Origin of the sequence: Candidatus Protofrankia californiensis, assembly GCF_900634765.1 — a bacterium.
In the GTDB taxonomy this organism is placed as follows: domain Bacteria; phylum Actinomycetota; class Actinomycetes; order Frankiales; family Frankiaceae; genus Protofrankia; species Protofrankia californiensis.
On sequence record NZ_CAAAFT010000475.1, the window covers coordinates 2848 to 15080 of the forward strand.

The 12233-nt window shown below is 65.6% G+C and carries 10 protein-coding genes and 1 pseudogene; 1 reads left to right on the plus strand and 10 read right to left on the minus strand.

The genetic code is table 11. From position 1 onward, the window contains the following. The 7 genes from DD1DGNOD_RS24435 to DD1DGNOD_RS24465 form a co-directional block, all read right to left on the minus strand. Positions 1–328 (minus strand): MFS transporter (locus DD1DGNOD_RS24435; protein ID WP_131771124.1); only part of this gene is annotated, 328 nt, incomplete at its 3' end. A gap of 320 nt (positions 329–648) precedes the next feature. Further along, entirely contained in the window at positions 649–870 is a 222-nt protein-coding gene (locus DD1DGNOD_RS24440; protein WP_131771120.1) for an FmdB family zinc ribbon protein, read from the minus strand. Between the two features lie 185 nt (positions 871–1055). Further along, positions 1056–2390 (minus strand): ATP-dependent 6-phosphofructokinase, encoded by a 1335-nt coding sequence (locus DD1DGNOD_RS24445; protein ID WP_131771121.1) that lies wholly within the window; start codon positions 2388–2390, stop codon positions 1056–1058. 501 nt (positions 2391–2891) lie between these two features. After that, positions 2892–3974 carry a PP2C family protein-serine/threonine phosphatase gene (locus DD1DGNOD_RS24450; protein WP_346434376.1) on the minus strand — a complete coding sequence of 361 codons (1083 nt, stop codon included), beginning with the start codon at positions 3972–3974 and terminating at the stop codon, positions 2892–2894. A 605-nt stretch (positions 3975–4579) separates the two neighbouring features. After that, positions 4580–5854, minus strand: a complete 1275-nt coding sequence (locus DD1DGNOD_RS24455) for a GNAT family N-acetyltransferase (RefSeq protein ID WP_131765110.1) — start codon at positions 5852–5854, stop codon at positions 4580–4582. A gap of 750 nt (positions 5855–6604) precedes the next feature. Further along, a complete protein-coding gene (locus DD1DGNOD_RS24460; RefSeq protein ID WP_131765109.1) occupies positions 6605–6967 on the minus strand; it encodes a hypothetical protein in 363 nt (120 codons plus the stop codon). Next, positions 6964–7269 carry a WhiB family transcriptional regulator gene (locus DD1DGNOD_RS24465; protein ID WP_131765190.1) on the minus strand — a complete coding sequence of 102 codons (306 nt, stop codon included), beginning with the start codon at positions 7267–7269 and terminating at the stop codon, positions 6964–6966. The genes DD1DGNOD_RS24460 and DD1DGNOD_RS24465 overlap by 4 nt, the downstream gene beginning before the upstream one ends. Positions 7270–7857: 588 nt before the next feature. Here DD1DGNOD_RS24465 and DD1DGNOD_RS24470 point away from each other — a divergent pair. Beyond that, a complete protein-coding gene (locus DD1DGNOD_RS24470) occupies positions 7858–9231 on the plus strand; it encodes an XRE family transcriptional regulator (RefSeq protein ID WP_131765108.1) in 1374 nt (457 codons plus the stop codon). 829 nt (positions 9232–10060) lie between these two features. Here the strand turns inward: DD1DGNOD_RS24470 and DD1DGNOD_RS24475 are convergent. The 3 genes and pseudogenes from DD1DGNOD_RS24475 to DD1DGNOD_RS30240 form a co-directional block, all read right to left on the minus strand. Then, a complete protein-coding gene (locus DD1DGNOD_RS24475; protein ID WP_241255957.1) occupies positions 10061–11035 on the minus strand; it encodes a pentapeptide repeat-containing protein in 975 nt (324 codons plus the stop codon). A 249-nt stretch (positions 11036–11284) separates the two neighbouring features. Continuing rightward, positions 11285–11947, minus strand: coding sequence for a PIG-L deacetylase family protein (locus DD1DGNOD_RS24480; protein WP_131765106.1), 663 nt, complete (start codon positions 11945–11947; stop codon positions 11285–11287). Then, positions 11940–12233, minus strand: a pseudogene (locus tag DD1DGNOD_RS30240) (hypothetical protein); the annotation flags it as partial. The pseudogene DD1DGNOD_RS30240 and the gene DD1DGNOD_RS24480, both read right to left, overlap by 8 nt.

A 12233-nucleotide genomic window follows, 5' to 3' on the forward strand; every position in this document is an offset into this window, starting at 1 on the left:
AGTTCGCGAAGAGAAACGCCCCGCCCACGCCCTGCACGATTCGCCATCCGATGAGCCATATGGCGGCCGCGCTGCCATCCATCCAGGTAACGGCTAACAGGACGGAGGAGACCGCGAAAATCGCAAAACCCATGTTGTACATGCGGACGCGTCCGTACATGTCCCCGAGACGTCCGAAGGTCACCACCAGGACGGCCGTGACGATCAGGAAGCCCAGCATCATCCACAGCAGATAACTGGTGTTCCCCGGGCTCAGCGGGTTGATGTTGATTCCACGGAAGATGTCCGGCAGGGCGATCAGGACGATCGAGGAGTTGATCGTGGCCATGAGGATGCCCAACGTGGTGTTGGACAGTGCGATCCACTTGTAATGCCGGCCCGGCGCGGCAGATCCGTCAACCACACCGGGCGGCCGTACTGCACCGAAATTGTCCGTTATATCTGTTTCCGTACGATCCACATCCCGCACCTGGTGCCCCCTCCTCGAATGCCGACGATGCCACGCATCGAAAACTTGCTTAGTAAGACTAAACAAATTTAGACCGTCAAGGAAGCCGCAGATGTACGATTAAGCCCCAAATACCGGAATTTGTAGCAAAAAAATCACATCAAACGCCCAATGCAAACCCATCCACTGGCACCTTCTGGTCAACCGCAGCAACCACCACCACAGCAGACACCACCGCCTGACGGGGTAGGCGTAGGCGAGGCCGACGACCCTGCGCGACTGACGGCAACAGCGGTGAACACCCGGCTGGTGTCAGTGTGGCCACCCGGACACGGATTGCTGACAGCGGCCGGTTCGGTGATGCCACGTCGCACCTCGAAACTGGTGTCGCACGTACGGCAACGGTATTGGTACGCAGGCACGAGTCAATTTTACGCCAGCCGAGCCACCGTGATGACAGATCGCGGTCATCACGGTCGGCGTACGCGCCAGAGGGCCAAAGGCAGCGCGATCATGCTTTTCTCGCGCTGCCGGAGGGCCAGGTCACTCAGAGAACCACGTGGTGCGTTCCAGTCGAGGTCATCTCCAGTGGATCAGTCGCTGCGAATCAGCAGAACCGGACCGGTTGACCAGTCGCCTCCAGGACCGACAACCAGAGGTCACCAGCTGGATCGACCTGGCTGCGGTGACTGATGGCCATCGTGATCGGGACGTGTACGAACCGGCGGCGCCACCGTCCGACAATCACTTCGGTACGGCCGGACATCGCCGCATGCACGGCAGCATGTGAAAGCCGGATGCAGTACACGCTGTCGTAGGGGTTGGCCGGCACACTGCGAATCACGTAGCTCGGGTCGATGTACTTGAGGTTGAGCTCCATCTTCGCGGCGGCGAAGTGATCCGTGATCCGCCTGGTGAGGAGCTGACCCACGTCCCGAAGCTTCACGTTGCCCGAAGCGTCGCTGCCCTGGGGTGTAGCGGGATCCTCCTGAGCGAGGAGATCCTGGCCAGCGCCTTCCGCCACGACGACGACCGCATGCCCCCGCTCCTCGACACGCCTGTGCAGGAAGCGCAGGAGACCGCCGTCACCGTCGAACGCGAAGGGCACCTCGGGAACGAGCACGACGTCCGCATCGCTGTTCGCCAGGGATGCGTAGCATGCGAGGAAGCCCGAGTGGCGGCCCATGAGTTTGACCACCCCGATACCGTTGGGCGAGGACATCGCTTCGACATGTGCCGCCCGGATCGACTCGGCCGCCTTTGAGAACGCGGTCTGGAAACCAAAACTCTGGTCGATATACGGGACATCGTTGTCAATCGTCTTCGGCACACCGACGACGGCAATCTTGTCCCCGCGTTCACGCGCGACGCGGCCGATCTCAAGCGCGCCGCGCAGGGAACCGTCACCACCCACCACGAACAGGATGGTGATACTCATCCGTTCCAGGCAGTCGACGATCTCTTCCGGGTCCTGCTGCCCCCGGGACGTACCGAGGATCGTTCCTCCGTTCTCGTTGATGGTGCTGACGAGCTCGGGGGTCAGGTCCAGCACGCTGTGGCCGTACCGGGCGATGAACCCCTGGTATCCGTTGCGGAAGCCGAAGATCCTGGTGACACCGTAGTGGGACGTCAGCTCCAGCACCAGGCCACGGATGACGTCGTTGAGACCGGGACAAAGCCCTCCGCAGGTCACAATTCCGACCCGGGTTTTCGACGGGTCAAAAAAGATCTTCCGCCGCGGCCCCGCCGGTTCGAAGCCGGGAAGGCTGTCGATCGGCACGTTGCGTTGAGCAATCATTGACAACGTGTCGTCGAGGAGTACGCGATCATCCTCGTCGACGTAGTGCTGAGTCGTCCGCTTGTCATCGATCAGCGGCGCCAGTGGCGACGCGATCCGGCAGGGCCCCAGCGCCCTGACCGAAACCTCCGGAACGTCGACCATCAGTAACACGCCTTCAGCGGCCCGGAGGCCCGGGCCCCCCGAACCGGCCGGTTTGCAAGACCCTGACCCGCCGGCAGACCGGCCGAATTTCCGACACGAAACAGAGATTTCCGAGTGAGACGCAGCACGATTATCAAATCTCCTTTCTCGCCCACTCGTGTCAAAGCGTACCGGCCGGATCCTCGGCATCGATGCCGAGGATCACAAACCGTACGACAACGGACGGCGGATGAAACCTTCTCTTTACCGACCGGATACACGCGGGAACGGTACACAGGCCGTCCGCCGCCGGTTGTCCGTACCAGGCCGCCGGTCGGCAGCAGGTCGCGGTCAGTGCCCGCCCGCAGCCGGGCCGTCCGGACAAAAGTACCCGTACGACGCAGGAGTGAGATGACTAACGACGTACGAAACAGAAACCGGCAAAAAGGACAAAACGATATAAATAGGCTATTTCAGACAGCGATCACTTTCACCGCGGAGCACGCCCACCCACACCTCCACCTACAGCCGGCCGGCGGTCCGGCCGTGCAGGGTTCCGACACTTTCGACCGTCCGGGTGATCATCGTGGGCAACCGTTCGGCGATGAGCAGCGCGAGGTCGTCGTGCAGGTTGCCACCGACGTGACCGTGTACATGGGAGACGAGGCGGTCCAGGGCGGCGTCGAGAGTGACGGCCGCGAGCGCGGCAAGGTGGTCGTCAAGGCGGAAGAAGGCCCGTTCGCTGTTGCGTGCCTCGATCAGACCATCGGTGAACAGCAGCAGCCTGTCGCCAGGATCCCACCTGCCGGTGGTCGCCGTGAAGTGCTCGGCGATACCGAGTGGAGGGCTGGGCTCAGTGATCTGCAGCGGGCGGGCGGAGTCCCCGGACAGGAGTATCGGTGGTGGGTGCCCCGCCGAGATCAGCCACAGCGTGCCGTCCGGCTGGATGTCGACGATCAGGGCGGTAACGAAGTCCTCGGCACCCGCCTCCCGAGAGACCGCCCGAGCGCAGGCCTCGGCGACCCGCTCGATCTCCGGATAGACGACGGCAGCCTCCCGGAACGCGCCGAGGACGACCGTGGTCAGCCGGACGGCTGGCAGCCCCTTGCCCTTCACATCCCCGATGATCATTCGGGTGCCGGCGGGTGCCGTCACCACCTCGTACAGGTCGCCGCCGACGAGAGTCTCGGCCGCGGCGGACAGGTAACGAGCGGCGAACGCGATCCCGTCGACGGTCCCGGGAACGGCCGGAAGCAGTGCGCGCTGGGCCACGTCGGCAACAGCGCGGGCACGTCCCAGCTCCCTCTCCCGACGCAGCCGCATCACCGCGACGTAGACGGCGACGCAGGCTTGGATAGCGACGAGGACACAGGCGGTGACGTGCTGCCCGCTCCCGAAGTCCTCCCACGCGCCCGACACCACGCTCGCGGCCACCGCGGCAAGCCCCACGATCACGGTGGCGACCGGAGCGCCGGTGGCGGAGGCGGAGGCGAGCAGGGGCACCAGCCCGTAGAAACCGGTCAGATTGATCCGCGGGACGACGATGTCAGCGACGACCAGCACAACCAACAGGCCCAACGGACCCAACAGGCCACTGTCGGTCACTGTGACCGCGTTTCCATCTGTCCGCACTGTCCGCACTGTCCCCATCATGACCACAACCAACGAACAAGGAAACGCCGATCACCACGATACGACCACGAGCGGGCCGCGCCACGCGGCAGGGATGAGGGCAGGACCGCACCCCTGGCGCCGCCGCCGGACGGGCGACGGCGCCGTCATGAGCCATCTACACGCAGCCGATCATCGACGTTCGCGCTACAGGTTGCAGTCGTCCACAAGACACACACAACACAACACTGCCGGATCGCTGTAGACACGGGAACATCAACTGTGCACCATCGGTAGCAATGCAGACGAATGACATGAACCCGGTGAACCCGACAGACAACCGATACCTGCCCGCCGCGGGCAACGGACACGGGCCCGCGACGGCCAGTGTCTCGCGGATCGTAGCCGCTTCCCGATCTGCCTCGGGTCGACGACCAGAGCAGTGACCGAACCTGCATCCGTCACCGGAGGCGGTCTCGAAACAAGATCCATAACTAGCCGACCGAAGAGCGCACGACCATGATTTTCGCGCGCTCGGAGGCCTTGAGAAAGCCGGGGAGACCGTCCGTGGGGGGAGCGCAGTGGAGGCAGACGCTGCTTCAGCTACGAGTAAAGATCTTTGCATCGGCTCGGAAGCGCTCGAGCTCCTCCGAGCTTATGGTGGGCCGCGACGAGCGTGCCGCGGCGAGCAGATCGTCCGTGGTCACCGGAAGCCGCTCTCCCCTGTCGACCGCACGATGGAAGGCGGCCGCCACTGCCCGCTGGACCGTGGCGGCGAGGTCGGCCGGCGTGAACAGCTCCGTCGCCGCGACCACCGGCTCGATGTCGACCTGCTTGTTGTCGATCCGTTCGAGGAAGCGGTCGAGCAGAAGGCGGCGTCCGGGCGCGTCTGGGGGCCCGACCGGGAGGACAAGATCGAAACGGCCCGGTCGGATGAACGCCGGGTCGAGAGCCGCGATCGAGTTCGTCGCACAGATCAGCAGGCGCCCCGGCGCGCTGCGGAACTGGGGAATTGCCTTCAGCAGCTCGTTCACCACGGACTGGCTTTCCGGCCCGACGGCGTCCCGGGACTGCGCGATCTCGTCGACCTCGTCGATGAAGACCACCACACGCTCGACCTGCATGAGATCGGTGATGGCCGTGCGCAGTTCAGCCGCGAGGTTGCCACCGCCCGCCGCGACCAGCCGGGACGGCAGCAGCTCGACGAACGGCCACTCCAGGCGTGCCGCCACGGCCCGGGCGAATGATGTCTTGCCGGTGCCCGGCGGCCCGAACAGGAGCATGGCCGTCGGGGTGACCACCCCATACGTCTCGGCCAGCTCGTTCTCCTTGATGGGAAGCAGCAGTCGCTGTTCCACCAGTCTCTTGCCGTCGGCCATACCGGCGAGGCCGTGCCATTCAGCCGCGGTGAGCAGAGTGCCGCCCCAGCGTTCCACGGTCGTGACGTCCGCCGGTCGCAGCGGTTCGTACTTCTCGTAGAGCGTGAGCCCCGTCTTGCTGAATCCCCGGTTGCGGAAGGCCAGTTCGCCGAACTGCCCCGGAGCGAGCAGTGTGGTGATGCGGCGGTGCCCGGCGTGAAGCAACTGATTCTCCAGCGCCTGGAGGAGAGCAGACCCGATCCCCCGGTAGCGCCATGCCGGCGCGATTGCCAGCGCAAGTACCTGGGCATGCCCGCGTTCATATTTCGCGACCGCGACGCCCACGAACTGATCGGGTGTGACGGCGACAACCGCGGGGGTGTCCTCCCGCAGCGCAAGAACCGTGTCGGTCAGATCAAAGGACGGCCCTTCCGCGTCGGATCTGACCTCCTCAAGCAAACGGACCGTCGCGGTGTGATCGGTGGTGTCGTAGGACCGCACATGCCAGTTCGTCACAGCCGGCTCCTTTCACTCGTGTCACTCGTGCGCAAGTACGGTTCGGTTACCTGTCGCGTCGTTTCCACTTGTGCAGCCACTCGAGGCGGCGGCAAGAAGCCTGCAATGCAGGATTAGGAGCGCCCGAGAGCAGGAGTGTCATCTCGTGACACCCCGTCCTTGGGCGCTCCAAAGGAGTCGGATCGCTACCCGACCACGCTCTGCCCTGGTACCACGGGCGGCGTGGAGAAATGATCGGATCCGATTTTGGTGCCTGGTCGGCTTTACCGACCGGCGCGGGCCATCCATCCGCGGAGGGGAGCGTCAGATGGCCCGCGCCGGGGTCTCACCCGGGGGTCACGACCATTGTCGACAACCACCCCGGGGAGCTTTTTCGACCACGTGGTCCTCAGCTGAGGAGGCCGGGCTCGATGAACCCGGACGCAGCCGGCGACCGCCGAGCCTCCTCCCTTCGCCGCCGTGTCGTGGCCGAGGTGGTCGACGTGTGACACGGAGATCCACGTGGTGTTATGTCGTGACGATTTCCTGTCGGATTCGCGCCAGCCCGGGGCATGCGGCCGAAACCGACACGGACGAGCAGCGGACATTTCATTGTGGTAACGGCCGCCGCATTTCCGGTAAACCGGCCGTTGTTCCTGCGACGCGGGCGCGCCGGTGCGTCGGGACCTTGGCGAACCGTTCCCCGGGGGCTGCGTCCCCCTGCTCGAGGACGGTCGACGATCATTGTCGCCGCCCCTGCGAGTCGGATCATCAGACCGCGCTCTGTCGAGGTCGGGGGATCGTGCGCTCCCGCGCCGACGGGGCGGCGGACAGCAGGTCCCGGCCGGCACGAGCGAGATCGTCCGGCAGTGCGGTCAGGCCCAGGCGACGGCCGACATCAGCGCGTACGACCATCAGATGCGCGAGCAGTGTACGAGCCTGGTCGATCTCTTCTTCCGGTGCGCCATCGGCAATCAGCCGGGCGAGCGACGTCATGACATCGCTTTCCGAGGTCACAGCCTCGGCATATTCACGTGCGGCAATCCACAACCGAGCTGCCGCGTGCTGCCAGTCGGCCATGGCGCGAGCCATCGGCGCCGGGGAGGCGATGCGCTGCAACGTCGGCGTGCTCACTGGGGCACCCTGGGTGCCGGCGGGTTGACCAGCTGGCGACGCAGCGCACGGCGCTCATCCTCGTCTAGGCCACCCCAGACCCCGGCATCCTGCCCGGTGCCAAGCGCCCAGTTGAGGCATTCCCGGATCACCAGACAACGGCGGCAGACGGCCTTGGCCTCCTCCAACTGCCGCAAGGCCGGTCCGGTGGTACCGACGGGGAAGAACAACTCCGGGTCCTCGTCCCGGCAGGCGCTGCGCTGGCGCCAGACTTCCAAATCCTCTGCGGACTGCGGCTCCTGCGTCCGAACGTGGCTCCACATGTATGTGGAGTTCATATCCTCGAACTGACCGCGCAACTCGCCGTCGGCATCCAGTACAAGAACTCTTCTGCTCATCCGACACCGTCCTGTGGTCGCGTCGACATGAAGACTAAATCGAGCAGAAGCGTACGGCCGGCCCAAGTTGCTGTCTACTCGCAATGTTTCAGAACGGGGGATCGGGGAATAGCACCCACGGGGGTCCGCAGAACCCGGAAATAAGGCCTGGAAGACAACAGCCGGTACCCCGCATTCGCTCAGGATGATGGAATTCAGTGCGCGCCGGGACATCCACCGGCCAGTTCACAGATCCGCACGATCACCGTCCGGATACTCCGCGTGTGCCCGAGTCCCGCCGCAGCGGGGTTCCGGCTGGGGCCGCATACGGGGCCGACGAATACCGGCCGGGGCGGAATCCGGGAAAAATCAAGGTGCTCCCCCGCGGACCAACCGGGAACAACGACTCACCACAGGTGACCGCGGGTCCTTAGACTCCGGAGGGGGGGTTGGCTACGTTCCGAGTACATGCCTTGACATGACGGCCAAATGGGAGAAGGTCAGATGCCTCCTCGAAGGGTTACCATCGGTCCGTTGCAGCATGCACGCCAGATTCGCGGCCTGTCTCTGGCGCGGGCAGCGGAAGAGATCAAGAGTCTCGCCGAGGACATCGGTAGACCGTGGGATGCGTTGACCGCACAGCGCCTCTCGGAGTACGAGGGCGGCAAGCGCCCAAGCTGGGAACACTGTGATCTCCTTGCTCGCTATTACTGCACGAATGTCGTTGCCCTAGGTTGGGCATGCGACTACACCGGGCCCGAAACCGGGGCTCTGGCACTCCTGTCCAATTCAGTTGACGATGGGGAGGCTCGATGGGCAGACGCCGATCTCGACCTTCTGTGGAGACCTGACGGGTTGAACGTCGGGTTCGAGGAGGTGACCGCCAACATGGAAAGGCGGATGTTTCTAAGCGTGTCCGGCGTGGCGCTGACCTCGGTCGCACACCACTGGCTCATGACCGATTCAGCCGGACTTGCCGCGGCACTCGAAGGAAAGCGTGTGAGCGACTCGCTCGTCGCGGGCTTCGAGCGGCGGGTCGAAACGCTTCGCCGAATGGATGACGTTCTCGGAGGAGATGACATATACGAACTGTCCATGGCGGAACTGCGGGTCGCCGTACGCGTCCTGCGGACCGCGGTGTACGGCCACGCCCACGAGGCAAGGCTGTACGCCGTCGCCGCCGAGCTCGCCCGTCTGGCGGGCTGGGCGGCGTTCGACAGCGGCTACCACGGAGGCGCCCAGCGCCTGTGGATGGTGGCACTGCGGGCCGCCGGCGAGGCCGGGCAACCGGCGCTGGGGGCCAACATCCTGCGCTGCATGGCCGAGCAGGCATCCTGGTACGGCGATCCGAACGACGCCGTCACCATGCTTCGCTCGGCTCAGGCCGGAGCCCGCACGGCGATGACCGCCACGGAGAAGGCAGCAATCTCCGGTGCACTCGCACTCGCGTACGGTCGCGCGGGTGAAAGCGCCTCGGCCGCAAGAACTGCCGAGGACGCGGTTCATCTCATCAGCCAGTCCCAGCCGGCGGAGGATCCGCCGCATATTTACTGGTGTGTACCGCCCTGCATTTCCCTGTTCGCCGGTGAGGCGCTGTTGTCCAGCGGCGACGGGGCAGCGGCGATTCCTTATCTGGATGCCGCGGCGGACGGCCTGGCCGGTGATTTTCCACGCGCCCGCGTGGAAGCCATGACTAGGTTGGGCGTGGCGCACGTCCGGGCCGGAGATGCCGAGGCGGCGGTTCAACTCGGGCATCAGGCCGTCGAACAGGCGGCTCTTCTCGACTCCGGTATGGCCGGAAGGGATGTCGCGACGCTGTGCCGTGAGATCGAACTTACCGGATGCCCGGGAGCCGCCGATCTCGCCGATCACGCCCGCGTCGCCCTGACCGCCGTCGGCTCGGCCTAGAAGGCCAAGGCAACCATGATCCTTCCCCGCCCGGGGTTCCTGCCGGCCCGGCTTCGCCGATCCGGCAGATCCGGGAAGCTCAGACCGCCGGGTCACTGACGGCGACGTTCTATCCGATCTCCGCGACGGAGACCGGTTTTCTGCTCCGGCACCGGGAAGGCGCCGAGGGCAGTGGAGGCAGTCGGGACAGCGTCATCGCCCCGACTGCCTCCTTCCTTTTTGTCCTTAACACCCGATTCGACACAATTAAACGATCTCCAACGCCATCGCCAACGCCGTGATCCTCATCACATTCCCATCTCGATTCAGATCAGAGTGAAGTCAGATTTTCAAGATCCATAATCCTGAAGGCACACGGAAGCCACAAATATGATCTCCGCTGGAAACTCCGTTCGGCAACGAGCCAACTTCTTACAGTAATGATGATTACGGAGCGTCAAATACGCCCGAAGCATCCCGCCAAATACCCACTCACGGGATCCACCTCGCCCCCACCACAGGCAGGGCAGCCGGTAAGGCGACGGCGGAAGTCCTCGGATCTTCAAGGCCTTTCTGCCCGGCCATGGAGTCGGGAAACTGATAGCCAGGTCACGTCCGGACGGGCCGTCCAGGGTTTGCTTGCGCAGCCGAACGACCGGTGCGCAGTGGGTATGCGGTGGGTATTCCGCCCACGTCGGGATTCACGTACTCACGTCGGTGGCCGGGGAGCAGGCTTCACGGATCTCACCGCGAAAGAAACATGATCGCTTTATCTCCGGCTCCAGGCCGTGTCCGGTGGATATTGATCGTCCGATCTTGGATGTCCGGGAAGCCCAGGTCCCTGGGACGCTCAGAGCGGGAACGCCACGTCCGCGGGCCAGGACGCCGGCCAGGACTCCGGCGGCGTGAGCCCCTCCGGCAACGTCGTGGCGGCGTCCCCGTGCGCTGCTTCGAGCTGTTCCTGTGTCAGCGAGCGCGCACCGGTCAGATCGGCTCCGTCCAACCAGGCGCCGGTGAGATCCGCCCCCACCAGCCGGGCACCGCGCAGGACGGCCCGGTCCAGCAGGGCACCGGTCAGCTCCGCCCCGTCGAGCTGGGCGCCACGCAGGTTCACACCGATGAGTTCGGCACGGGTGAGGTTCGTTTCGACCAGACAGGCACCGGAGAGGTCCGTGCCGGCCAAGCGGGCCCGAGCAAGATCTGCCCGGCCCAGTTGGGCGCCGGTGAGGTCGGCACCGACCAGATCGGCGCGGGAAACTCCCTCCCGGTGGGGAAGCCGGCCGAGGACCGTGATCGCCGCCTGGACGTCGGTATCCGGCCCACCCGCCGTGGGCACCCCGCAAGAACCGTTCTCATCACCGAGAGCACCGGCATGAACGCCTGCCGCCGCCGGCTTGGCATCGGGCCGGGCCGCGACCGCGTGTTCCCGGACAAACGCCGAGAGCACCTCGACCACGGTGGGGTGATCCTCCGGGGAACTCCTCGCGATCCGTTCAAGCGCGTAGATCCCACCGAGACGCACGTCCAACGTGTCCGAACCGAGCTGGTCGACCGCACGGGTGTAGCGCTCGATCAGCTGCCCGGCAAGCTCCCGCTCCCAGGTCCGGCGGTCGGCATCACGAGCATGGGCATTCGCCCGGCAGGTCTCGGCCAGGCCGATCATCATCCCGGCGAGAACGACCAGGGCCACGGCGGCGATCCCGATGTCGGTACGGGTCGCCGCGATCGCCCCGGCTCGTCCTGCGTCCACGGTCGCCGGGTAGAAGGCCGGCACCCGCATCCACAGCGCCACGAGCCCGCACAGGACGGCAAGCCCTACCGTCACCAGCCCCGCGTCCGTCCACCTGCCGCGCCATCCATCCAGCCGTCTGCTGCCGCCACGCCCACGCATGGCAGAAGTTGTATGCGAGCGTATGCGTGGGAGTCGTCACCATGACCATAGGTTGACACCCGTCCACGCTGTGACGTCTTCGGCCGCCGATGGTCGACCATCGGCGGGGCATGCTCCTGTAGAACACAGGCTCTGCGGGACCGCCGAGCGCGCGAAAACCACGATCGCGCGCTTTTCGGCCAGTCAGAGACAGGTCACGCCGGGCAGCCGTCCGAGGACGGGTAGTGCCACAAATCCCTCGGCGTAGGCGACCCCGATCCGGGCACCCCACAGTCGACCGAGGTTCTCGGCCATGGGGCCGAACTCCTCGCTGATCGGCTGGGTGCCGCCGTGCGCGCGCAGCGCCTGGAGCTTGACGTCGAAAGTGGTGGTGACGTCGACGATCGCGGTGGCACGCACCGGCCCGTCCACGGTCAGGGAGTTGTAGCTGTCACAGGTGTAGACCCGATGCGGACGGCCGCTGGTGAGCACTGCCTGCGGCAGAGCTTCGAGCACGGCCGCGGCAACACGCCGGTGGCGCGGGTGGACATCAGCCAGTGGATGGGTCACCACGATCTCGGGGTACAGCCCGATCAGCAGCTCCTGGATCTCGGCCGCGATCCGGTCGGTGTCGAGGACGTGCAGGTGTGCGCCGAGAATGCGCGCCCCCGCCTCGGCCTCGGCCATCCGGTCGGCGGCGTTGCGCGGGACTGCGATGGTGACACGGGCGGCCCGGGCGTGCAGGGCGAGGGTGCCACCGGCCCACAGCTCCGCGTCGTCGGGGTGGGCCATCACCGCGAGCACGCTGCCCGGACGAGGTCCACCGGGCGTTGCGGGCGTTGCGGGCGCCGAACCATGGTCATTCATGTCGATGCTCATTCACGTCCGCCCGCGCTCGGGGTTCCTTCCGGATCGGCGAGGCGGATCCGGCAGGTCCGGAAGCCGATCCCGTGGGTCCGGGAGGCCGCAGGATGCCTGGCTGCCGCTCATTTGACGAACCGATCCCGAAATAGCTGGCATTGATCAGATCGGGGTCGGCGGCGAGAGCTGCCGCGGTGCCGCTGAACGCGATCCGGCCCCGGTCGAGGATGTACGCGCGATCCGCCGCGGCGAGAGCGAGCGATACGTGCTGCTCGATCAGCAGAATGCCGGT

Bases quoted from the DNA above. Each gene is read 5' to 3' on its own strand.
- DD1DGNOD_RS24445 (WP_131771121.1), bottom strand. From the start codon at position 2,390: ATGGTCGACGTTCCGGAGGTTTCGGTCAGGGCGCTGGGGCCCTGCCGG.
- DD1DGNOD_RS24465 (WP_131765190.1), bottom strand. From the start codon at position 7,269: ATGTGGAGCCACGTTCGGACGCAGGAGCCGCAGTCCGCAGAGGATTTG.
- DD1DGNOD_RS24480 (WP_131765106.1), bottom strand. From the start codon at position 11,947: ATGAATGACCATGGTTCGGCGCCCGCAACGCCCGCAACGCCCGGTGGA.